Source organism: Plantactinospora solaniradicis, assembly GCF_042658085.1.
Classification (GTDB): Bacteria; Actinomycetota; Actinomycetes; order Mycobacteriales; family Micromonosporaceae; genus Plantactinospora; species Plantactinospora solaniradicis.
Window position 1 is genome coordinate 17017 of record NZ_JBHSPR010000008.1, and the last position, 23125, is coordinate 40141.

General features: G+C 72.0%; 20 protein-coding genes. 10 read left to right on the plus strand and 10 right to left on the minus strand.

The genetic code is table 11. The features are described from left to right. Window position 1 precedes the first annotated feature (1 nt). The 3 genes from ACFP2T_RS09885 to ACFP2T_RS09895 form a co-directional block, all read right to left on the minus strand. Complete coding sequence (locus tag ACFP2T_RS09885) at window positions 2-973, minus strand: LysR family transcriptional regulator (protein WP_377419988.1); 972 nt, start codon at window positions 971-973, stop codon at window positions 2-4. Window positions 974-1067: 94 nt separating this feature from the next. Beyond that, window positions 1068-1814 carry a ThuA domain-containing protein gene (locus ACFP2T_RS09890; protein ID WP_377419991.1) on the minus strand — a complete coding sequence of 249 codons (747 nt, stop codon included), beginning with the start codon at window positions 1812-1814 and terminating at the stop codon, window positions 1068-1070. An 81-nt stretch (window positions 1815-1895) separates the two neighbouring features. Continuing rightward, a complete protein-coding gene (locus ACFP2T_RS09895) occupies window positions 1896-2537 on the minus strand; it encodes a hemerythrin domain-containing protein (protein ID WP_377419993.1) in 642 nt (213 codons plus the stop codon). Window positions 2538-2692: 155 nt separating this feature from the next. Here ACFP2T_RS09895 and ACFP2T_RS09900 point away from each other — a divergent pair, with 155 nt between their 5' ends. Both ACFP2T_RS09900 and ACFP2T_RS09905 read left to right on the plus strand, forming a co-directional pair. Continuing rightward, window positions 2693-4021, plus strand: a complete 1329-nt coding sequence (locus ACFP2T_RS09900) for a M20/M25/M40 family metallo-hydrolase (protein ID WP_377419995.1) — start codon at window positions 2693-2695, stop codon at window positions 4019-4021. Window positions 4022-4219: 198 nt separating this feature from the next. Then, entirely contained in the window at window positions 4220-4888 is a 669-nt protein-coding gene (locus ACFP2T_RS09905) for a hypothetical protein (protein ID WP_377419997.1), read from the plus strand. A gap of 85 nt (window positions 4889-4973) precedes the next feature. On the opposite strand, the gene ACFP2T_RS09910 is transcribed toward ACFP2T_RS09905, so the two are convergent. Continuing rightward, window positions 4974-5165: a DUF5703 family protein gene (locus ACFP2T_RS09910; protein WP_377419999.1), complete on the minus strand. Its 192-nt coding sequence runs from the start codon at window positions 5163-5165 to the stop codon at window positions 4974-4976. Between the two features lie 145 nt (window positions 5166-5310). After that, on the minus strand, window positions 5311-6282 hold the full coding sequence (locus ACFP2T_RS09915) for an aldo/keto reductase (RefSeq protein ID WP_377420001.1): 972 nt from the start codon (window positions 6280-6282) through the stop codon (window positions 5311-5313). A gap of 258 nt (window positions 6283-6540) precedes the next feature. Here ACFP2T_RS09915 and ACFP2T_RS09920 point away from each other — a divergent pair, with 258 nt between their 5' ends. From ACFP2T_RS09920 to mshC, 6 genes are all read left to right on the plus strand, one after another. After that, entirely contained in the window at window positions 6541-7593 is a 1053-nt protein-coding gene (locus ACFP2T_RS09920) for an LLM class F420-dependent oxidoreductase (protein ID WP_377420003.1), read from the plus strand. Between the two features lie 67 nt (window positions 7594-7660). Further along, a complete protein-coding gene (locus tag ACFP2T_RS09925) occupies window positions 7661-8494 on the plus strand; it encodes an undecaprenyl-diphosphate phosphatase (protein ID WP_377420005.1) in 834 nt (277 codons plus the stop codon). Between the two features lie 56 nt (window positions 8495-8550). Then, complete coding sequence (locus tag ACFP2T_RS09930) at window positions 8551-9306, plus strand: histidine phosphatase family protein (RefSeq protein ID WP_377420007.1); 756 nt, start codon at window positions 8551-8553, stop codon at window positions 9304-9306. Between the two features lie 142 nt (window positions 9307-9448). Then, a complete protein-coding gene (locus ACFP2T_RS09935) occupies window positions 9449-10027 on the plus strand; it encodes a DUF3090 domain-containing protein (RefSeq protein WP_196203128.1) in 579 nt (192 codons plus the stop codon). A 31-nt stretch (window positions 10028-10058) separates the two neighbouring features. Beyond that, window positions 10059-10877 carry an SCO1664 family protein gene (locus tag ACFP2T_RS09940; RefSeq protein ID WP_377420009.1) on the plus strand — a complete coding sequence of 273 codons (819 nt, stop codon included), beginning with the start codon at window positions 10059-10061 and terminating at the stop codon, window positions 10875-10877. A gap of 96 nt (window positions 10878-10973) precedes the next feature. Then, entirely contained in the window at window positions 10974-12212 is a 1239-nt protein-coding gene (gene mshC / locus ACFP2T_RS09945) for a cysteine--1-D-myo-inosityl 2-amino-2-deoxy-alpha-D-glucopyranoside ligase (RefSeq protein WP_377420011.1), read from the plus strand. A gap of 45 nt (window positions 12213-12257) precedes the next feature. Here mshC and ACFP2T_RS09950 read toward each other — a convergent pair whose 3' ends face one another. Then, window positions 12258-13034: a GntR family transcriptional regulator gene (locus ACFP2T_RS09950; RefSeq protein WP_377420013.1), complete on the minus strand. Its 777-nt coding sequence runs from the start codon at window positions 13032-13034 to the stop codon at window positions 12258-12260. Between the two features lie 197 nt (window positions 13035-13231). After that, window positions 13232-14101, minus strand: coding sequence for a PAC2 family protein (locus ACFP2T_RS09955; RefSeq protein WP_377420015.1), 870 nt, complete (start codon window positions 14099-14101; stop codon window positions 13232-13234). 303 nt (window positions 14102-14404) lie between these two features. Between ACFP2T_RS09955 and metH the strand changes: the two genes are divergently transcribed. Both metH and ACFP2T_RS09965 read left to right on the plus strand, forming a co-directional pair. After that, window positions 14405-17917, plus strand: a complete 3513-nt coding sequence (gene metH, locus ACFP2T_RS09960; protein WP_377420017.1) for a methionine synthase — start codon at window positions 14405-14407, stop codon at window positions 17915-17917. Between the two features lie 225 nt (window positions 17918-18142). Further along, window positions 18143-20185, plus strand: a complete 2043-nt coding sequence (locus ACFP2T_RS09965) for a helix-turn-helix transcriptional regulator (RefSeq protein WP_377420019.1) — start codon at window positions 18143-18145, stop codon at window positions 20183-20185. 19 nt (window positions 20186-20204) lie between these two features. Here ACFP2T_RS09965 and ACFP2T_RS09970 read toward each other — a convergent pair whose 3' ends face one another. From ACFP2T_RS09970 to ACFP2T_RS09980, 3 genes are all read right to left on the minus strand, one after another. Next, on the minus strand, window positions 20205-21353 hold the full coding sequence (locus ACFP2T_RS09970; RefSeq protein WP_377420021.1) for an oxalate decarboxylase family bicupin: 1149 nt from the start codon (window positions 21351-21353) through the stop codon (window positions 20205-20207). A gap of 40 nt (window positions 21354-21393) precedes the next feature. Continuing rightward, window positions 21394-21660 (minus strand): hypothetical protein, encoded by a 267-nt coding sequence (locus ACFP2T_RS09975; RefSeq protein WP_377420023.1) that lies wholly within the window; start codon window positions 21658-21660, stop codon window positions 21394-21396. Between the two features lie 99 nt (window positions 21661-21759). Further along, window positions 21760-23025, minus strand: a complete 1266-nt coding sequence (locus ACFP2T_RS09980) for an Nramp family divalent metal transporter (protein WP_377420025.1) — start codon at window positions 23023-23025, stop codon at window positions 21760-21762. Window positions 23026-23125 lie beyond the last annotated feature (100 nt).

Genomic DNA, 23125 nt, shown 5'->3' on the forward strand with positions numbered 1-23125 from the left:
GTCAGGCGGCGGCCAGGTCCTGGGGGCCGAAGCTGGGATTGCGGGCCAGCCAGGCCAGGTAGTGCGGGTTACGGGACAGCGAGTCGGTGTAGGCGGCGATGGCCTGTGCGAGTACCCGGTCGGCGATCGCAGCCGCCGGTGCGTCCGGATGCCAGCCGAGCAGGAGCCGCCAGCGCAGGGGCGTGTTGGCCAGCGGGCGGGTGACCAGGCCCGACACCGGCCGGAAGGTCGCCTGTGCGAGCGCGACCGCCTCGCCCGCCTCGACCAGGTCGATGCAGCTGCGGATGTCGGTCTCGTAGATCTTCCGTGGCGTGAATCCGGCTCGGGCACAGGACGCGGCGAAGCAGTCGGCGAAGCAACCGTCGCCGGGCGCCGCCGCCCAGCGTTCCTCGGCCAGGTCGGCCAGGTGCACCTCGTCGTGGGAGGCCAGCGGATGCGCCTCGGGCAGGAGGACGAAGACCGCGTCGTTCGCCACCGCCCGCCAGGTGAGGCCGAACTCCGCCGACGGGGTGGCGTCGCCGCAGACGCCCGAGAGGACGTAGTCGAGCCGTCCGCTGAGCACCATCTGGGCCAGCTCGTCGACCGACCAGGACGCGAAGGTGCTGATCTGCGCGTGCGGCTGGTCGGCGGCCAGCCTGTGCACCAGCCCGCCGAGGATCGGGCTGTTCACCCCGCCGAACCGGAACCGGGTCAGCGCCGCGCCCGTGCCCGCGAGTCGGGCGGCCTCGTCCTGTAGGCCCTTCATCGCGGGCAGCAGGACCCGGGCCCGGGCCAACACCAGCTCGCCCAGCGCGGTGGGTCGGGCGCCCCGCCGGTCCCGCTCGAACAGCGGTCCGCCGAGAGTGCGCTCGATGCGCTGGAGCTGTGCCGTGAGGGCGGGCTGCGCCAGCCCGAGGGTCGAGGCCGCCTTCGTCACGCTGCCCGTCTCCGCGATCGCGCAGACCACCTTGAGGTGCCGCAGCTCCAGGTTCATAGCGTGACGGTAGGACCCGAAAGGGATTCACGGGAAGACCTTTGGCTAGTGAAAGATCCCCCAAAGGAAACCCAAACTGCGACCGAACGGACACCTATTTCTGACGGGCAGCCCAGAGCAGCCCTCGTTCGGTGATCGTCCGGATCGGCGGAAGCGTCAGGTCGTCGAGCTTGTGGCCGACCGTCGAGACGAATATCCGGCCCGCGCCCCACGATCTGGTCCACACGGCCGGCAGGGTGACGGACTGCCGCCACGGCGTCGCCGTCGGCGTCCCGTCCGCCGCCGGCGGCACGTCCGCGTCCGGCCCCGGGTCGAACGTCACCGTGGCCAGTACGTCGTTGAGCGGGTCGGTGAGCACCCAGTACTTCTCGGTGTGCAGACGGACCGAACCGATCTCCCGGACGATCGGGTGCTCGGCCCGGTCCGGCAGCACCGTCAGCTCGTGGTCGACGAACCCGGCCGGATGGTGCACGAAGACACCGCCGGTGAGCTGGTGGTACGCGTTGTGGTGGAACGCGCCAACGATCCCGCCGTGCCAGCCCGCGAATCCGGTGCCGGCGCGGACCGCCGCGATCAGTCCCGCCGCCTGCTCGTCGGTGACGGTCCCGATCGACCAGCACTGCACCACCAGGTCGGCGGCGGCCATCCGGTCCGGATCGGCGTAGACCGCCAGATCGTCGTGGACCTCCACCTCGAAGCCCTGCCCGCGCAGGAACGGAATGAACAACTCGGTCGCCGGCACCGGAACGTGGCCGTCCCAGCCGCCCCGGACCACTATCGCGTCTCGCACCGCCACCACCCGTCCACCGTCGTCCTCGGCCGGCCCGATCCGGCCCGACACACCCGCGCCGCGCGTCGGTACGCCGACCGGCCCGACGCGGGAACGCGCCGGGCTGGGCCGATCATGACACTCGTTCGACAGTCACGTCGCCGGTGGCGGCGGGGTGAGGTCGTCGACGTACGTGGGTCGGCCGCTCACCGCGTCCCGGACCTTGTCGACCACGCCGAGGGCGGGCTCGACGACGCGGTTCCACGGCGGGGTGGCCGGGGCGGCCGGATGCGGCCTGGTCGGCGCGGCCTCCTCGGCGATCTCCACCCGGTTGCCCAGCCGGATCAGGTCGGCGTCACTGGCCGCGGACCGCAGGGCCGGGAAGATCTGGCGCGACGCCGTCTCGGCGTGCCGGAGCAGTTGTCCGGCGACCTCGCCGGCGAGCTGGTCGAACCGGGTTTCCGTCGGCGTGACGCTGGAGAGTTCCCGGAGCGTACGCAGCATCTCGTTGTCCGCGGCGATCTCCCGGTCGGCCAGCGGCCCGCCGTCGGGCAACGCGCTCCGGACGGTGGGGTAGAGGTACTGCTCCTCACCGGACAGGTGCCGGGCAACGGTGGCGGTCAGCACCTCGGCGACCTGACTGCGTCGCTCGGGCGCGACGTCGTCGGTCAGCTCCCCGCAGAGCGCGACGATCTGGTCGTGCTCCTCGGCGAGCAGTTCCACCATGCTGCGCCCGCCGGGCCGGTAGTCCTCGTCCTCACCGGTCGGGGGTAGCGGGGGCAGGGGCAGGGTCACGTTGGCCTCCTTACAGGCTGGTCCCGGATCCACCGCCGCTGGATCGACCGACGCTGCTCCGTGGACAACGCGCAGGTACCCCCGGCCCCGGACGGCGAAACCCGAGGGTGGGTCGGGCGGATACCCGGGGACGGCCGGCTGGTATGAAGAACCGCATGAGTAGCCAGTCCGCGTCCGCCCACCCGAGCGCCACCGACGACGTCGTCGAGCTGTGCCGGGACCTGCTCCGCATCGACACCAGCAACACCGGAGACACCGAGACCAGCGCCGGCGAGCGGGTGGCCGCGGAGTACGTCGCGGAGAAGCTCGCCGAGGTGGGCGTCGAGGCGCACGTCCGCGAGTCGGCACCGGGCCGGACCAACCTGGTCGCCCGGATCCCCGGCACCGACCCGAGCCGCGGGGCCCTGCTGGTCCACGGGCACCTGGACGTCGTACCCGCCGACGCCAGCGAATGGTCGGTGCACCCGTTCTCCGGCGAGATCTCCGACGGCTACCTCTGGGGCCGGGGCGCGATCGACATGAAGGACTTCGACGCGATGGTGCTCGCGGTGGTCCGGGACTGGCAGCGCACCGGGGTACGCCCACCCCGCGACCTCGTCCTCGCCTTCACCGCCGACGAGGAGGCCGGCGGCGAGTACGGCGCGCACTTCCTGGTCGACCAGCATCCCGACCTGCTGGACGGCTGCACCGAGGCGATCGGCGAGGTCGGCGGCTTCTCCTACTCGGTCAACTCCGATCTCCGGCTCTACCTGATCGAGACCGCGGAGAAGGGGCTCGAGTGGCTGCGGCTGCACGCCCGGGGCCGTCCCGGGCACGGGTCGATGGTGCACGACGACAACGCCGTCACCGCGCTCGCCGAGGCGGTCGCCCGGGTCGGCCGGCACCGGTTCCCCATCGTGCTCACGCCGACCGTGCAGGCGTTCCTGGAGCAGGTTTCCGAGGCACTCGGCATCGAACTCGACCCGACCGATCCGGAGTTGGCGATCGCCAAGCTCGGTCCGATCGCCAATCTGATCGGCGCGACGGTCCGCAACACCGCCAACCCGACCCGGCTGGCCGCCGGCTACAAGGACAACGTGATCCCCAGCCGGGCCAGCGCCACCATCGACTGCCGGAGCCTGCCGGGCCAGGCCGAGATTTTCCTGGAGCAGTTGCGCGAGGTGGTCGGGCCGGACATCGAGATCGAGCACATCCAGCGGCAGCCGGCGCTCGAGACCAGCTTCGACGGCGATCTCGTGGCCGCGATGGGGGCGGCGCTGCGGGCCGAGGATCCGGGCGCCCGGCCGGTGCCGTACATGCTCTCCGGCGGCACCGACGCCAAGGCGTTCGCCAAGCTCGGCATCCGGTGCTTCGGCTTCGCGCCGTTGCGGCTGCCGGCCGACCTGAACTTCTCCGCGCTCTTCCACGGCATTGACGAGCGGGTGCCGGTCGACGGACTACAGTTCGGCGTGCGGGTGCTCGACCGGTTTCTGCGCCAGAGCTGACCGCCCGTCCGGCTGGCACAGACGCCCGGCACCCACCTACCATCCTGGGCGATCCATCCACTTCCGGTTCAGCTACCTCCGGTCCACGCATTCCAACGTCCGGTCCACCCATTTCGGCCCGCGTCGGAGTCGACGACCGCCCACGTGGCGGTCGTCCGGCGGGCTGGTGAACATCGCACTGAAGGGAAAGGCCACACCATGACCGACCAGCACGCCGAGCTGGACGTTGCCCTGGAACGGGTCATCGAGACCGCCCGGGCGCACCTTGCCGCGGTCCGGGCCGCCGAGGGCCGGATCGACGACGACGCCGTCTGGCAGGCGTACGTCGAGCTCAACAACGCGTCGTACGACTACGACGAGCAACTGCTCGATGCCTTCGGCGAGGTCACGCCGTGGGACGTGGAGGCGATCGACCCCGACGAGGCGGACGAGCGCTACGGGGTGGGCCTCGGCGGCGTCGACGGCACCGAGCCGGGCGACCCGCACCCGCTCGTGCTCTCCGTACGCCACCGGCGTGACTACCGGGTCCCCAGCGTGGCCGCCCTGCTGCGGGTGGCTCAGGCGGCCCGGCGTGCCGGTGTGCCGGACGAGGAGGAGGCGGCGGCGGTCGAGGGCGTCGGCGAGGCGGTACTGGAGCTGCTGCAGACCGGTGACGGATCGCTCGGTGCCCTGGACATCCCCGAGCTGGAGCCCCTGGACGGCGTGGTCATGGTCAGCGAGGTGACCGTTCCACTCGATCTGGAGTCGTTCGACGACGAGGACAGCAGCGGGCCGTTCACGCCGGGCGCGGACGACCGGCTCGTCGGTCGGCTGGACGAGCACCCGTTCGTCTCGGACGTCGACGAGGAGCCCGAGCGGGCCCGGTAGCACCGATCCGCCGGGTCGGGTCGACCCGTCCAGGTGTCAGCGGTCCGGCCGCTGGCGCGCGGGGCCGGGCGAGGCGGCCCGGCGGTCAGTAGGAGAGGCCCGGTTGCGACTGGTTGACGACGCGTCGCCGCAGCATCACCTGCCGCGTACCGTCGCGGAACAGTCGTACCCGGGCCAGCTCCCAGCCGGAGAATTCGGCTTGGATCGCCAGTTGCGCCGTCGCGGTCATCCTGTCGACATTCGGCGGTAACCGTAATGGCGCGTATTCGTAGTCCATGTCCTCTATCCTGCCCACGCCGGCTGGGAGACACCAGTCCTTCGCCGGGGTGAGCTGGGTCGGGCGCGGGGACCCGTACGCCTGGAGATCTCTCGTCCCATTTCGGGTCGGCTGTCCCTTTCCTCGCCGGTCGTGGTGCTCCGGGTCAGCTGTCGCGTTCCGGATAGCCCACGGGCACCGCCGAGACGTCGTCGAGAGCGCGGGCGATCTCGTCCGGCAACGTCATCCGCTCCACCTGGAGCGCCCCGAGCAGTTGGCCGACCGTACGGGCACCCAGGATCGGGGCGACCACCCCGGGCCGGTCCCGGACCCAGGCGAGGGCCACCTCCAGCGGCGACACGCCCAGCCCGCCCGCCGCGGTCGCCACCGCCTCCACGATGCTGGAGCAGCGCGGCTCCAGGTAGCTGGCCACGAAGCGCTCGAAGTGCGCCGAGGCGGCCCGCGAGTCGGCCGGGCGGCCGTGCCGGTACTTCCCGGTCAGCACCCCACGACCCAGCGGCGACCAGGGCAGCACGCCGAGCCCCAGACTCTCGCAGGCCGGCAGCACCTCCCGCTCGATGCCCCGTTCGAGCAGCGAGTACTCGACCTGCGCCGCCACCACCGGAGCCCGCCCCGGGAAGGCCGCCTGCCACGTCGCCGCCTGTGCGGTCTGCCAGCCGGAGAAGTTGGAGACCCCGACGTAGCGGACCCGGCCGCTGGCCACCGCGTGGTCCAACGCGGCCAGCGTCTCCTCCAGCGGGGTGGCCGGGTCGTACCCGTGCACCTGCCACAGGTCCACGTGATCGGTGCCCAGCCGGCGCAGCGACGCGTCGAGGGTGCGCAGCAGGTGGCCCCGGGAGCCGTCCCGGCGGCGGGCGGCGCCCGGCCGGAGCCCGGCCTTGGTGGCGATGAGCAGGTCGTCCCGGGGCACCAGGGCGCCCAGCAGGGAGCCGATCACCGCCTCCGCGTCGCCGTCGCTGTACACGTCGGCCGTGTCGACGAGGTTGCCCCCGGCGTCCAGGTAACTCTTCAGCTGGGCGGCAGCGTCATCCGCATCGGTGTCCCGACCCCAGGTCATGGTGCCGAGCGCGAGCCGGGAAACCGCCAGCCCGCTTCGGCCGAGCGGTCGCTGTTGCATGGTTGAACTTTATTCAGAACATCGCTCCGCCGATATCCTCGCTCCCGCCATCGCCGTTCGCGTCGCGGGGCACAAAGCCGACGTCCGGGCACGGGTCCGGCACCGACGGGCAGGTGGCGGGCACCTGACGGGCAGGTGGCGGGCGACCTGGCGGGTCGTGGCGAGCAGTACCGGCGCGTTGGGCCCACCGGTCGTCGGCTGCCGGAGGAGCATTGCGTACCCTGATGCGACTTGCGCATGGATGGGGGAGAGGGACCAGTGCGACTCGGGCTCAGCCTCGGATATCAGACGGCGTGGAGCACCCCCGCCGACCACCTGGCCCTGGCCCGCGAGGCGGACCGGCTCGGCTACTCCGTGGTCTGGGCCGCGGAGGCGTACGGCTCGGATTCTCCCAGCATGCTGGCCTGGCTGGCCGGTCAGACCGAGCGGATCGACCTCGGTGCCGGGGTGATGCAGATCCCGGCCCGTAGTCCGGCGGCCACGGCCATGACGGCGGCCACCATCGACGCGGTCTCCGGCGGCCGGTTCCGGCTCGGCCTTGGCGTCTCCGGTCCGCAGGTCTCCGAGGGCTGGCACGGCGTGCGATTCGCCAAGCCGCTGGCCCGGACCCGGGAGTACGTCGACATCGTCAAGCTGGCCCTGGCCCGCAAGCCGGTGGAGTACGACGGCGCGCACTACACGCTGCCGCTGCCGGACGGCCCCGGCAAGGCGCTCCGGCTCGGCTTCCATCCGCCGCGCGAGCGGATTCCGATCTACCTGGCCGCGGTCGGGCCGAAGAACCTGGAACTCGCCGGTGAGATCGCCGACGGCTGGCTGGCGGTCTTCTACGCGCCGGAGTTCGCCGCCGAGCAGCTCGCCGCGGTCGCCGCCGGACGGGCCCGGGCCGGTCGGGAACTCGCCGGGTTCGACGTGGTGCCGACGGTGCCGGTGGTGGTCGGCGACGACATCGCCAACTGCGCCGAACTGGTCCGGTGGTACGCCGCGCTCTACGTCGGCGGGATGGGCAGCCGGGAGCAGAACTTCTACAACCAGCTCGCCACCCGGATGGGCTACGGCGACGCCGCCCGGGAGGTGCAGGAGCTCTACCTGGCGAAGCGGCAGCGGGACGCCGCGGCGGCGGTGCCGCTGGAGTTCATCGACCGCACCTCCCTGATCGGCCCGAAGGAGCGGATCGCCGCGCGGATGGGCGAGTACGCCGCCGCGGGTGTGACCACGCTCTCGGTGAGCCTCTTCGTCGCCGACGCGGAAAGCGGCATCCAGACCCTGCGTACCTGCGCCGAGGCGCTGGATCTCGCCGGGGTCGGCGAGTGAGCGAGCGGGGGGTCCGGAGGCTGGGCGGCGGGCGGCGACGGGACGCGGCGACGATCGGGGTGCGCGGGTGAGCTGGATCGAGGCAATCGTCCTGGGCATCGTCCAGGGCCTCACCGAGTTCCTGCCGGTGAGTTCGTCGGGGCATCTGCGGATCACCTCGGCGATCTTCTTCGACCAGGACGCCGGGGCGTCGTTCACCGCCGTCACCCAGCTCGGCACCGAGTCCGCCGTGCTGCTGTACTTCGCCAAGGACATCTGGCGGATCACCCGGGTCTGGGTGATCGGGATCTGGGACTCCTCGGTCCGGTCGAGCCTGGACTACCGGATGGGCTGGTACGTCATCATCGGCTCGATTCCGATCGGGCTGTTCGGCTTCCTGTTCAAGGACCAGATCCGTACCGCGGCCCGGAACCTGTGGCTGGTCGCGACCACGCTGATCGTCTTCGCCTTCGTGCTGGCCTTCGCCGAGTACTGGGGCCGGCAGACCCGACGGCTCGAGAACTTCACCCTCCGGGACGGCATCGTGATGGGCCTCGCCCAGGCGATGGCCCTGATCCCCGGGGTCTCCCGGTCCGGCGGCACGCTGACCGCCGGGCTGTTCCTCAACCTGACCCGGGAGGCGGCGGCCCGCTACTCGTTCCTGCTGGCCATTCCGGCGGTGGTGATGTCGGGGGTGTTCAGCATCCCGGACGTCTTCGACAGCAGCGGCGGCGGTTCGATCCCGTCCGGGGCGCAGATGATCGTCGCCACGGTGATCGCCTTCGGGGTCGGCTACGCCGCCATCGCCTGGCTGTTGCGCTATGTCGCCCATCACACCCTCTACGTGTTCGTGCTCTACCGGGTCGCGCTCGGCAGCCTCGTACTGGCGCTGCTGCTGACCGGCACCATCTCGGCGACCTGACGGCCCGCCGCCTGGTCGGCGAGGGTGCCGGCCGGGCGGCGGGGCCGGGTCGTAGGGTGGTGATCGTGGCGACCCTTCTCCTCCTCCGGCACGGCCGGACCACGGCGAACGCGGACGGCGGCCTGGCTGGCCGGCAACCCGTGGAACTCGACGACACCGGCCGGGCCCAGGCGTCGGCGGTGGGGGCGAGACTGCGCGCGATCCCACTGGCGGCGGTGGTCACCAGCCCGCTGATCCGGTGTCGCCAGACGCTGGAACTGGCACTGCCGGACGCCGCCCCGGTCGTCGAGGACGGGCTGGTCGAGTGCGACTACGGCGCCTGGCAGGGGCAGCCGTTGAAGAAGCTGGCCAAGGATCCACTGTGGCAGGTCGTACAGCAGCATCCGAGCGCCGTCGTCTTCCCCGACGGCGAGACGATGGCCGGGATGGCCGCCCGGGCGGTCGAGGCGGTACGTCGCTGGGATGCCCGGATCACCGCCGAGCACGGGCCGGAGGCGATCTGGCTGGCGTGCAGCCACGGCGATGTGATCAAGGCCATCGTCGCGGACGCGATGGGCATGCACCTGGATCTCTTCCAGCGGATCGTCGCCGATCCCGGCTCGGTGACCGGGATCCGGTACACCCCGGTGCGCCCGTTCGTCCTGCGGCTCAACGACACCGGGGGTGACCTGACCGGTCTGGTGATGCCGCGCCGGGGCCGGCGGCGGCGTCCCCGGGCGGCCGAGTCGGATGCCCCGGTCGGCGGCGGGGCGGGCGCCGTCGGCGCGGGCGCGGGATCGGACGTGCCGGCCGCCGCCGACGGGCGGAGATGATGATCGGTTCTGCGGCCGGAACGGGCCCCTCGGGCCGGACCGGCGCCCCGGACCGGGCCCTGACCTCGGTCGGACCGGGGCTCACGGTGATTCGGGTCGGTGGGCTGCACGGTGTGGTATCCGGCCGGATAGGGTCGTGGGTATGACCCACCAGGTGCACGCATTCGAGCCGCCGGAGCGGTTCGTCGCCGGGACCGTGGGTCCGCCGGGTGAGCGGACGTTCTTCCTCCAGGCGCGGGGCGGTGGCCGGCTGGTCAGTGTCGCCCTGGAGAAGGTCCAGGTCTCGCTGCTGGCGGAGAAGCTGGAGGAGTTGCTGACCGAGGCGCACCGCCGGTTCGGCGTCGAGCTGCCCGAGGCTCCGGTCGCGGTCACCTCGGACAACGAGCCGCTGGACACGCCGGTCGACGAGGAGTTCCGGGTGGGCACCCTCGGCCTGGCCTTCGATGTCGACACCGCGACCGTGGTGATCGAGGCGATCGCCGCCGGAGAGGCCGAGGCCGAGGTCGAACTCGGTGCCGGGGAGGACGACGTCGACGAGGACGAGGAGCCGGACGACGACCTCGATCGGCTCCGGGTCCGGTTGACCCCCCAGGCGGCCCGTGAGTTCATCGACCGGGCCCGCCGGGTGGTGGCGGCCGGCCGACCGCCGTGCCCGCTCTGCGGCCAGCCGCTCGATCCCGCCGGACACCTCTGTCCCCGTCACAACGGCTACCACCGGTGATGGTTCCCGCCCTCGGGCCGGGATCGTCCCGGTGACCTCGGCCGACCTGCGACCCGTGCTGGACGAGAGCGATGCCCTCCGCCTCCTGCTCGGCGGCGAGTTCGAGCTGGAGGGGCGACTGGTCGACGCCTCCAACACCACCCTGCGGGGGTTCCTGACCCTGGACGGGGTGACGGTCCGCTGCGTCTACAAGCCGGTACGGGGGGAACGGCCGCTCTGGGACTTCCCGGACGGCACGCTGGCCGGCCGGGAGGTCGGCGCGTATCTGGTGTCCCGGGCCACCGGCTGGGACCTCATTCCGCCGACCGTGCTCCGGGACGGTCCGCTGGGTCCCGGCGCGTGCCAGCTCTGGATCGACGAGCCGGAGGAGACCGAGCCGCTGGTCGGGTTCGTGCCGGCCGGAAGCCTGCCGGCCCGCTGGTTCCGGATCGCGGCCGCCCGGGACGACGACGGCACGCCGTACGCCCTCGCGCACGCCGACGACCCCCGGTTGGCCCGGCTCGCCGTACTCGACGTCGTGATCAACAATGCCGACCGCAAGGGTGGCCACGTGCTCGTCGGGCCGGACGACCGGATCTACGGTGTCGACCACGGCGTCTGCTTCCACGTCGACGACAAGCTGCGGACGGTGCTCTGGGGCTGGTCGCGGCGGATCCTGCCACCCGACGCGCTGGAGATGCTGGAAGAGCTGGCCGAGGGGCTCGCCGGCCCGCTCGGCGAGGCACTGGCCGACCACCTGACCCTGTCCGAGATCACCGCCGTGCGGGGCAGGGTCGCCCGGCTGTTGGCGACGACCAGCTTTCCGGAGCCGTCCGAGGAATGGCCCGCCATTCCCTGGCCGCCGATCTGACCCTGGCCGGTCCGGGTCCGAGGCGTCGTGTCGGTCTGATCACCTCGTCCGCCGGCCCAGGTGATCAACGCCGCTCGGCTGGCTAGGCTGGTGACCATGGAAACGTGGGTGGGTCACGAGATTCCGCGACTGCCGGGCCGGGGACGGCAGCTCGCCCTGTTCGACTCCGCGCGCCGTTCGGTGCAGCCGACCCGTCCCTCCGGCGCGGCGACCATGTACGTCTGCGGCATCACCCCGTACGACGCGACCCACCTGGGACACGCGGCAACCATGATCACGTTCGACGTGCTGCAACGGGTGTGGCGGGACGGTGGCCACCCGGTGACGTACGTGCAGAACGTCACCGACATCGACGATCCGCTGCTGGAGCGGGCGGAGCGGGACGGCGAGGACTGGGTCGTCCTCGCCATGCGGGAGACGGCGCTGTTCCGTGAGGACATGGAGGCGCTGCGGATGATCCCGCCGGCGCACTACGTCGGCGCGGTCGAGTCGATCCCGGCGATCGCCGAGAAGGTTCGGGTGCTGCTGGACGGCGGTGCCGCGTACCGCCTCGACGACGGCACCGGGGACGTCTACTTCGACATCACCGCCGCGCCCCGGTTCGGCTACGAGTCCAACCTGAGCCGCGAGGAGATGCTGGGAATCTTCGGCGAGCGCGGCGGGGACCCGGACCGGGCCGGCAAGCGGGACCGGCTCGATCCGCTGCTGTGGCGCGGCAGCCGGGACGGCGAGCCGGCCTGGGAGGGTGGACCCCTGGGCCCGGGCCGCCCCGGCTGGCACATCGAGTGCGCCGTCATCGCGCTGGCCCTGCTCGGCGACAGCATCGACGTCCAGGGCGGCGGCAATGACCTGCTGTTCCCGCACCACGAGTGTTCCGCGGCCCACGCCGAGCGGCTGACCGGCGTGACCCCGTTCGCCCGGCACTACGTACACGCCGGGATGATCGGGCTCGACGGCGAGAAGATGTCGAAGTCAAAGGGCAACCTGGTTTTCGTCTCCCGGTTGCGGGCCGACCACGTGGACCCGATGGCGGTCCGGCTCGGCCTGCTCGCCGGCCACTACCGGACCGACCGGGAGTGGACCGACGACGTGCTCAAGATCGGCCACCAGCGACTGGCCCGCTGGCGCGAGGCCGCCGCCGCCCCACTCGGCGCCCCCGGCCCGGCCCTCCTCGCCGAAATACGCGACCGCCTCGCCGACGACCTCGACACCCCCGGCGCGCTCGCCGCCATGGACCGCTGGGCGGACGCGACCCTCGCCCACACCGGCACCGATGCGGCCGCCCCGGACCTGGCCGCCGCCACCGTCGACGCCCTCCTCGGCATCCGCCTGTAAGGAAGGGCCCCTTCTTATCGCTTTCTGCATAGGAAGGGCCCCTTATTAACCTCCGAGATCGGGATCCGGCGTGGGGGCGGGGACCTGGTACTGCTCGGTGAGGGTGGTCATCGGGCCCGGCCAGGTCGCCTGGGCCACCTCGATCGGCTTGTGGCTGGCGTCGTACGCGACGTGCAGCAGGTGCAGCACGGGGGTGTCCGGCCGGATCTGGAGGATCTCCGCCTCGTCCCGGCTGGGCTGCCGGGCGCTGATCTGGTCCGTCGCCGACATGTAGCGTCGGCCGATGGCCTCCTCCGCCTCCTGGTAGAGCGGTCGCCCGTACGCCTCCATCCGTTCCAGACTGGTTCCGGCGGCGTCGGCGGTCCGGAACCAGGACGCGCCGACCTCGACCGGCACCTCCTCGGTGCGGACCAGATGCCGCCGGACGATCAGCTCGGTCCCGTCCGGTACGCCGAACGCGTCGGCCACCTCGGGTGGTGCCGGTGCCCGGCCGACCTGCACCAACTGCTGCCGGTACCGGGCGGCGAGGTCGGCGTGGTAACCACGGTGGCCGCCGTACCGCCCTCGGGAGAGGCGGTTCAGCCGGCGCCGGGTACCGCGTACGTAGGTGCCCGAGCCGGGTTTGGTGATCAGGACGCCCTCGACCCGTAGCTGGTCGATCGCCCGCTGGACGGTCTGCTTCGCGACGCCGAACATCTCGGCGATGGCCGGGATCGACGGCAGTCGGTCCCCGGCAGCCCAGTCACCGTTCCGGATCCGGGCCCGCAACTGCGCGGCGATCTGCCGGTGGGGAAACTCGGCCGCCCCAGGGTTGATCTGCATGCTGCCCCCGTCAGTCCCGGTCGGTAATGACACTAGGTTCCTAGGATGCCGTACGGGGTGTGCGCCGGGCAACCCCGGGACACGCGGAGAGGCGTACGGCCGAGGGACGGCCCCATTCGGAGACCGTCCCTCGGGCTGCTGCGGGTGGGTGTTACCAGGTGTACGGGTCGCGGGTCACCAGGTGTACGGGTGCCGGGTCACCAGGAGCCGGCGGTCGGCCCGGCCGAGCCGCCTCTGCGACGCAGGTACTTCTCGAACTCCTGGGCGATCTCGTCCCCGGTCAACGGCTGGATGCCGGCGTCGCCGACCCGTTCCTCCAGTTCGCGGACGTACTCACCGAGTTCGGCGTCCTGCTCGGCGGCGGTGCGTACCCGCTGCTCCCACTCGGCGGCCTCCTCGGCCAGGTCCGACATCGGGACCGGCAGATCGAGCACCTCCTCGACCCGGTGCAGCAGCGCCAGGGTCGCCTTCGGGCAGGGCGGGTTGTTCGCGTAGTGCGGCACGTGCACCCAGAACGAGACGGCGTCGACCTCGGCCCGGGTCGCCGCGTCGTGGAGCACGCCGACGATGCCGGTGGGGCCGTCGTAGCGGGTCGGGGTGAGCTGGTAGCGCTCGGCGGCGTCCTTGTCCGAGGCGCTGCCACTGATCGGCAGCGGCCGGGTGTACGGCACGTCGGCGAGCAGCGCGCCGAGCAGCACGATCCGGTTGACCTCCAGGCTGTGGCAGAGCTCCAGCACCTGCTCGCAGAAGGTCCGCCAACGCATGCTGGGCTCGATGCCCCGGATCAGGACCACGTCCCGGTCCGTACCCTCCGGGCTGGCCACCATGAACCGGGTGGTCGGCCACTCGACCCGGCGGGTCTCGCCGTCGGCCATGGTGATCGTCGGCCGGCTCACCTGGAAGTCGTAGAAGTCCTCGGGGTCCAGTTCGGTGATCTGGCGGGCCTGCCAGGCCTGCTCAAGATGCTCCACCGCCGCGGTCGAGGCGTCCGCCGCGTCGTTCCAGCCCTCGAAGGCCGCGATCGCGACCGGCGAGCGCAGCACGGGCAAGCCGTCGAACTCGGTCACGCCTTACCCCCAGGGTGCGCGCCGTCGCCGACCCGGGCGGCGTACAGCCGCGCGGTGGTCCCCCCGATGTGCCTGGTACTGGCGTCCCTGTTGTCCCTCACGTCCGTCAGCCTACGTCCCGGATTCGGATGCGGCCCGCCGGCCGCGCCGTCCGGCCCCGGCGTGGGGTCGGGTCGGCCGGATCCCGACGGGTGCTGGGCAGGACATCTGGGGCGGAGGGGGCGATAGTGGCGCGGGACACACCAGATGGAGCGGTACGCCTACGGCCGGTCGTCCACCCCTGCCGGGCACTAGCCTGGAGGCGTGCCGACTCCGTTACTGGACGCGCTGGCCGCTCGGCTGCTCATCGCCGACGGCGCGATGGGGACGATGTTGCAGGCGGCCGAGCTGACCCTGGACGACTTCGAGGGCCACGAGGGGTGCAACGAGATCCTCAACGTCACCCGCCCGGACGTGGTCAGATCGGTGCACGACGCCTACCTGGCCGCCGGCGCCGACTGCGTGGAGACCAACACCTTCGGAACGAATCTCTCCGCCCTGCGCGAGTACGGCATCGAGGACCGGATCGCCGAGCTGGCCGAGGCCGGGGCCCGACTGGCCCGGCAGGCCGCGGACGCCGCCAGCACCCCGGAACAGCCCCGGTACGTGCTCGGCTCGATCGGGCCGGGGACCAAGCTGCCGACGCTCGGGCACGTCTCGTACTCGGAGCTGCGGGACGCGTACCAGCGGAATGCGACCGGGCTGGTCGCCGGCGGGGCCGACGGCCTGATCGTGGAGACCTGCCAGGACCTGTTGCAGGTCAAGGCGGCGGTGGTCGGCGCCCGACGGGCGGCGGCCGACGCCGGCCGGCAGGTGCCGGTGATCTGCCAGGTCACCGTCGAGACCACCGGCACGATGCTGCTGGGCAGCGAGATCGGCGCCGCGTTGACCGCGTTGGAGCCGCTCGGCATCGACCTGATCGGGCTCAACTGCGCGACCGGCCCGGCCGAGATGACAGAACACCTGCGCTACCTCTCCCAGCACTCCCGGATACCGCTGTCGGTGATGCCGAACGCGGGGTTGCCGGAGCTGACCGCCGACGGCGCCCGCTATCCGCTGACCCCCGACGAGTTGGCCGATGCCCTCGAGGAGTTCGTCACCGGATACGGGCTGTCCCTGGTCGGCGGCTGCTGTGGGACGACGCCGGAGCACATCCGTACCGTGGTGGCCCGGCTGCGCGGCGCGGTGCCGGCGCCTCGGGAGCCGGAGCCGGAGCCCGGGGTCGCCAGCCTCTACCACCAGGTCCCGTTCGCCCAGGAGGCCAGCGTGCTGATGGTGGGCGAGCGCACCAACGCCAACGGTTCCAAGGCGTTCCGGGAGGCGATGCTGGCCGGCGACTGGCAGAACTGTGTCGAGATCGCCCGTGGCCAGGCTCGGGACGGATCGCATCTGCTCGATCTCTGCGTGGACTACGTAGGTCGGGACGGGGTGCGGGACATGCGGGAGATCGCGGGCCGGTTCGCCACCGCGTCGACGTTGCCGATCATGCTCGACTCGACCGAGCCGGCGGTGATCGAGGCGGGGCTGGAGGCGCTCGGCGGCCGGTGTGTGGTCAATTCGGTCAACTTCGAGGACGGTGACGGTCCGGACTCCCGGTACGCCCGGGTGCTGCCGTTGATCTCCGAGCACGGCGCCGCGGTGGTCGCGCTGACCATCGACGAGGAGGGGCAGGCCCGGACCGCGGACTGGAAGGTACGGGTCGCGGCGCGGCTGATCGACGACCTGACCGGCCGATGGGGGCTGGGTGTCCAGGACATCCTGGTCGACTGCCTGACCTTCCCGATCGCCACCGGGCAGGAGGAGACCCGGCGGGACGGCATCGAGACCATCGAGGCGATCCGGGAGATCGCCCGCCGGTACCCGGGGGTCAACTTCACCCTGGGCATCTCCAACGTGTCGTTCGGGCTGAACCCGGCGGCGCGGCAGGTGCTCAACTCGGTGTTCCTGCACGAGTGCGTACAGGCCGGTCTGACCAGCGCCATCGTGCACGCCAGCAAGATCCTGCCGATGGCGAAGATCCCCGACGGGCAGCGTGAGGTCGCGCTCGACCTGATCTACGACCGGCGTCGCGACGGCTACGATCCGGTGCAGCGGTTCATCGAGTTGTTCGAGGGCGTCGACGCCGCCTCGGCCCGGGCCACCCGGGCGGAGGAGTTGGCGGCGCTGCCGCTCGACGAGCGGCTGAAGCGGCGGGTCGTCGACGGGGAACGTAACGGCCTGGAGGCCGACCTCGACGAGGCGTTGACCACCAGACCGGCCCTGGTGATCATCAACGAGATCCTGCTGGACGGGATGAAGGTGGTCGGCGAGCTGTTCGGCTCCGGCCAGATGCAGCTTCCGTTCGTCCTCCAGTCCGCCGAGGTGATGAAGACCGCGGTGGCCTACCTCGAACCGCACATGGAGAAGGCCGACGACGGCGGCAAGGGCCGGATCGTCCTGGCCACCGTCAAGGGCGACGTGCACGACATCGGCAAGAACCTGGTGGACATCATCCTGTCCAACAACGGCTACGAGGTGGTCAACATCGGCATCAAGCAGCCGATCACCGCCATCCTGGAGGCCGCCGAGCAGCATGGCGCGGACGCGATCGGGATGTCCGGCCTGCTGGTCAAGAGCACCGTCATCATGAAGGAGAACCTCGCCGAGATGGCGTCCCGGGGCGTCGCCGACCGCTGGCCAGTGCTGCTCGGCGGCGCGGCGCTGACCCGCGCGTACGTCGAGGACGATCTCCGGGCGGTCTACGCCGGTCAGGTGCACTACGCCCGCGACGCCTTCGAGGGACTCTCCCTGATGGACCGGCTGATGGCGGCTAAGCGCGGCGGGACGCCCGTGGTCGACCCCGAACGGGAGGCCGCCCTCGCGGCGCGGCGGGCCCGTCGGGAGCGGCAGCGGGCGATCGTCGCCGAGGCGCTGCCCGAACTCACCGACGCGTCCGTACGCTCCGACGTGGCGACCGACGTCGAGGTGCCCACGCCGCCGTTCCACGGCACCCGCGTCGTCCGGGGCATCGCGCTGGCCGACTACGCGGCACTGCTCGACGAGCGGGCCACCTTCGGCGGGCAGTGGGGCCTGCGCGGGTCGCGCGGCGGGACCGGACCGACGTACGAGGAACTGGTGGAGACCGAGGGCCGCCCCCGGCTGCGGTACTGGCTGGACCGGCTCGCCTCCGACAAGGTGCTGGAGGCGGCCGTGGTCTACGGCTACTTCCCGGCCTACTCGGAGGGCAACGACCTGGTCGTGCTCGACGAGGACGGCGGCACCGAACGGGCCCGGTTCAGCTTTCCCCGGCAGCGCCAGGAACGCCGGCTCTGCCTGGCCGACTTCTTCCGGCCCCGGGGCGGAGAGCCGGACGTGGTCGCCCTGCAACTGGTCACCGTCGGGCAGCCGATCAGCGAGTACGCCGCCAAGCTGTTCGCCGGCGACGAGTACCGGGACTATCTGGAGGTGCACGGGCTGTCCGTGCAGCTCACCGAGGCCCTCGCCGAGTACTGGCACCGGCGGATCCGGGCCGAGCTGACGCTGCCGGGCGGTCGTACCGTGGCCGACGACGACCCTGCGGAGCTGGCCGGACTCCTGGGTACGGACTACCGGGGCTGCCGGTACGCGTTCGGGTATCCGGCGTGTCCGGACCTAGAGGACCGGGCCAAGGTCGTCGACCTGCTCGGCGCGGAGCGGATCGGGGTGCGGCTGTCGGAGGAGTTCCAGCTGGTGCCGGAGCAGGCGACGGACGCGATAGTCGTACACCACCCCGACGCCAACTACTTCAACGCCCGCTGAGCCGGGGCGGGTCACCGCCGCGCGAGCAACCACTGTGTCGTCTCCAGGTGGCGCACCATTCCCGCCTCGTCCTGGAACGCCCAGACCAGGGCCAGGCCGGCCCGAGCATCCCTTGCAGGGGTATTCCGGTGGAATTCCGGCGGGGTCGGGACGACCGTGGATAGCCTCGCGGTGGAGGCTGAATCCGTCTCGCGTTCCGGTCGAGGTCGCCGCGGAGGGGGTGCCATGCCCACGTCGTTCACGCTGGACCGGCTCGAAGGGCCGGCGGCGGACGGGTCACCGGCCAACTCCGCCGCCGAGCGGTGGATCCTCCGGGCGGTCGCCGTCTGCGAGGGCGCCTGCGAGATCTGGTTCCTCGAACGGATGACCGACCGGACCGGACCGGAGCTGCACGACGACGTCGAGGCGCTGATCAGCCGGAACGTGCTAGCGGATTCGGCCGACGGGCTGCGGTTCAGCTCGGCGCGGGTGCGGGGCGACGTCCTCCGGGCCACGCCGCCGTCGCTGCGGTCCGCGTTGCACGCGCGGGCCGCCGCCGTACTGGCCGCCGAGTCGTTTCCCGGGCCGGCCGCGAACCAGCTTCTGCGGGCGATGGCCGCGACCGGACGGGTCGACGTTCCGCTGGTGTCCCGACTCGTCGCCGACCCCGGGGTGGATCCCTCGGTCGCGGCGGACCTGCTGCTGGCGGCGCGAGCGGTTCGCGGCGCCGCCGTCGGACCGCAACTGCGCCGGGACTGGGCCCTCGCCACGGTCGACCATCTGATGCTCGCCGGGCGGCTCCAGCCGGCGCTGGCGGTACTGACGGAGGAGATCGCCGCCGACCGGGACGGGGCCGGGCACCGGGCCCAGCTGTTGGGCCGGCTCGGCGCCTGGTACGCCACCGGGCGGCCGTCGGTCGCCATCGACTACCTGCACCAGGCACTGGCCCAGGCCGACCTGGATCCCGGGCACCGGAGTCTGCTGCTCACCACCCTGGCGTACGTTGCGGGTCGGGTGGGACATCCCGGTGTCGACGAGTTCCTGGCAGCGGCGGTACGGGGCCAGGCGGCCGCGCCGACGCCCGACGGTGAGCTCCGGCTGGCGCTGGCCGGGGCCGGGGTGGCCCTCGCCCGGGGCGACGTTCCGGGAGCCCGGCAGGCGCTCGCCCGGGTCGACCCGAGCGCACCGGCGGCGCGGGCCCAGGCGGCGTTCCTCCGGGTCGACCGGATCGTGAACCAGCTCGTGCTCGGCGAGTACGACGAGGCCGCGACCGCGCTCCGGATCGCCGACGCGGAGATCGGCAGTCTCGGCGCGGCGACCCGACCGATGCTGACCGCGTGCGACTGCCGGCTCCGGGTGGCGATCGGTGAACTGCCGGAGGCGTCGGCCCGGGCCGGTCTGGCGCTGCGCCGGTACCCGACCGGCCAGGTCTCGGACGAGGTGCGCGCCGAACTGCTGGCGGTGCTGGTGGAGGTGTCGTGCCGGCAGGGCGATCCCGGTGCCGCCCGGAAACTGCTGGCAGGCGTCGATCCGCCGGCCGACTGGCCCGACAACCTGCACTGGGTGCGGCTGGCCTGTGCCGCCGCGATGGACCCGGAGCCGGACCGGCACGCCGAACTTCTCCGGGGCGCCGTCGACGCGCTCGCCCGGTCGGTACGCCCGCTGCTGCTCGTTCCGCAGCAGGCGCCGGCGCTTACCCGGGCCGCGCTACTGCTCGGTGACCGGCACCGGGCATACCTGGTGAGCTGCTACGCGACCCGGGTGGCGGAGCGGGTCGACCGCCCGCTCTGGTGGGGGATAGCGCAACACGTCGCCGGCCTGGTGGACCGGGAGCCCGGCCTGGTCCGGGACGCGGTTGACGAGTTGCGCGCCACGTCCGCCCGGCCGGCCCTGGCCGATGCGCTGCTGGATCTGGCCCGGATGCCCGGGACGCCGGAAGCGGCGGCCCGGGAGGCGGCGGAGGAGGGGGCGGCGCTGTTCGGCCGGCTCGGCGCGACGGGTGACCAGGAACGGGCGGGCCGGTGCGCTCGCGCCGGCCCGGCGCCGGACCGCCGGCACCGGCCCGAGCGGACCGATGCCGGGTTCGACGCGCTGACCGCCGCCGAGGTCCGGGTGGCGGAACTGTTGGCGGGTGGCGCGACGAAGCAGCAGGCGGCGGCCGCCCTGTTCGTCTCGTTCCACACCGTCGACACCCAACTTCGGGCGGTCTACGCCAAGCTCGGCATCCGGAACCGGCTGGAACTTGCCCGCCTGTGGACGACCCGGACCCCCGACCAGGATCCGGGCTGACCCGCCGCGCCGGTACGCCTCAGGAGGCGATCACCGGTTTCGTCCTCGGCATCGACTCGATCAGCGACCGGGGCAGGTTGAGTGTGTCGGCGGCGACCTGCGGCGGGGTGTTGGCCATCCACTGGGCCACCGAGATGTCCTCGAACCTGGGGTTGCGGAACATCTCCAGGAAGACCAGCGGCCGGTCTCCGGTGTTCTCGATGTAGTGACCGTAGGCGTAGGGCACGTACCCGACGTCACCGGACCGGTAGTCGAAGGTCCGGTTGTGGCCGGAACTGGCGAACACCCCCATCCGGCCGGTGCCCGAGATGTAGTACTGCCACTCGTCGTCGGTGGGATGCCAGTGCAACTCGCGCATCGCGCCCGGCTCGACCTCGACCAGGGCAGCACAGATGGCGGTCGACGCGGCGAAGTTGCTGACGTCCGCGATCCGTACCGAGCCGCCGTCGAACCGCTGGGGTGCCTGGGCGTGCAGCCGGTGCTTGAAGGTACGCGGCACGTCCCCGGTCGGGCTGACCACCCGATCCGACTCGAGCGGCGGCGGTACCTGCCCGGGGAAGATGTACTTCTCCCGCTCCGGCAGGTCGGTGAGCTGCTCCGTACGCCAGCCGAAGTTCTTCGCCAGCACGCTCCTCGGGGTGTGCGCGAAGAAGTCGCTGATCATGAAGGTGGAGTTCTCCGAGGACGCGCCGTCGTCGAAGACGAGCAGGAACTCCACGCCGTCGTCCAACGCCTGGATGTGGTGCGGCACTCCCTTTGGGAAGAACCACAGGTCGCCCCGGGACACGTCGTCGAGGAAGTTGCGCCCCTCCTGGTCGACCGCGCCGATCCGGCAGCTTCCGGCCAGCACGTACGCCCATTCGGCCTGCTGGTGCCAGTGCAACTCGCGGTAGGCACCCGGTTCGAGGGCCATGTCCACCCCGGACATCTGGGTGGCGATCGGCAGTTCCCGCTGGGTCACCTCCCGGGTCCAGCCGCCGTCCTCGATCCTGACGTGTGCGTTGGAGAACGAGAACTTGAGGTTGGGCACCGTGCCCCGGTCGGTCACGGGCGGCACGAGCAGGTCGGGATTCTGCCGGTCCAGCCCGACGTTGCGGGGACCGACGTCGATGCCACCGGCGGCGCCGCGCTTCGGCTGAGGGAGATCACGCTCGGACCGTTCGCTCATCTCAACTCTTCCTCTCGTTGGTGGAACTCCTGGGGCTCGCTCACCCGGAACAGGTCCCGCTCCGCCGGACCCGGTGACCACTCCGGGTCCGGTCCGTCGACCGCGCCGGGACGGGCCGACGGTCGCCGAGCAGGAGGGTCCGGACCAGTGCCGGCCCGCCGTGCAGGCCGACGGCGACCGGAATCATCAGGCAGGTCAGGGTCAGTACCACCAGCGTCCAGAGGGGAGCGCCCACCGATGCGGCGCCGATGGTCAGCAGGGCGAGGACGCCGAGGTTGCGTCGGCTCCGGTTCAGCGGGACGGTCATCGGCGACTCCTTACCGGACGGTTCACGCCGAAACTGGACGGTCACGGCGAGCGGGCAGATGGAAGCGGGAAGGCGGGCAGGTGGCAGCGGGAGGGCTGGCTAGAACAGGATGAGCAGCGGCAGGCTGCAACCGAGTGCGGCGACGACGGCGCCGGCGGTGGCCGCGACCGTCGTGGTCAGCGGCGCGTTCACCAGCGGCCCCATCGTGTCGCGGTCCCGGCAGAAGAAGACGAGCAGGAACAGGGCGACCGGAATGCCGAGCGAGATGACCACCTGACTGAGGATCAACAGGCCGGTCAGCGGGACCCCGAGCAGCAGCGCGAGCACCGCGGGCGTCATCGTCAGCAGCCGTCGTAGGTGCAGCGGCACCTGTCGGGCCAGGAAACCGCTCATCACGATGTCTCCGGCCAGGGTGCCCACCCCGCAGGACGACACACCGGACGAGAGCAGTGCGATGGCGAAGGCGAGCGCCGCACCGCCGCCGGCCAGTCCGGCCAACTCGCCGTGCGCCTCGAACAGGTCGCCGGTCCAGCCGCCGCCGGTGGCCGCGCCGAGCCCGGCACCGAGCATGATCATCGAGATGTTGACCAGGGTCGCGGCGCCCAGGCCGACCGTACAGTCCAGGCGGATCGCCCGGCGGACCCGGGCCGGCTGGCGCCGGGCGCGTGCCGCCGAGAGCCCGCGCCCCTGTACCAGGGCGGAGTGCAGGTAGACGGCGTGGGGCATGACGGTCGCCCCGACGATGCCCATCGCGAGCACCAGCGACTCGGCACCGTCGAAGCGGGGGACCAGGCCCTCGGCCAGGCCACCGGCCGACTGGTGACCCACCACCAGCAGGTCGTATCCGATGCCGGCGCCGATCAGCAGCAGTGCCGCCGCGCTCATCAGCTCGAACCGGCGGGTCCGGCCCCGCCGCCGCAGCTCCAGCAACAGCAGCGACGCGGCGGCGGTGACCAGAGCGGAGAGTGCGACCGGCATGCCGAACAGCAACCGCAGCCCGATGGCGGCACCGACGAACTCGGCGAGGTCGGTGGCGAGCACCACCACCTCGGCCTGTAACCACAACAGCCGGCTGCCCCAGCGGGGAAACCGGGCGCGACACAGTTCGGGCAGGCTCCGCCCGGTGGCCACGCCGAGCTTCGCCGCCTGGTACTGGACCAGGATCGCCACCAGGCTGGCCGCGACGACGACCCAGACGAGCAGGTATCCGGAGACCGCGCCGGCGGTCAGGTTCGTCGCCACGTTGCCGGGGTCGACGTACGCGATGGCCGCGACCAGCGCCGGACCGAGCAGTGGATTGAGTCGGCGGCGGGTGCGTACGGGCGGCCGGACCTCGACCGTCCGGACGGGAGCATTGGTCGTCACCCCTGCCGTCTAGCCCGGAAGCGGGGCGGCAATCTCACGTGAACGCGGGATATGTGCGCGATGGTGCTCGTCGAGGAGGCCGAACGCCGGCCTGGGCCGG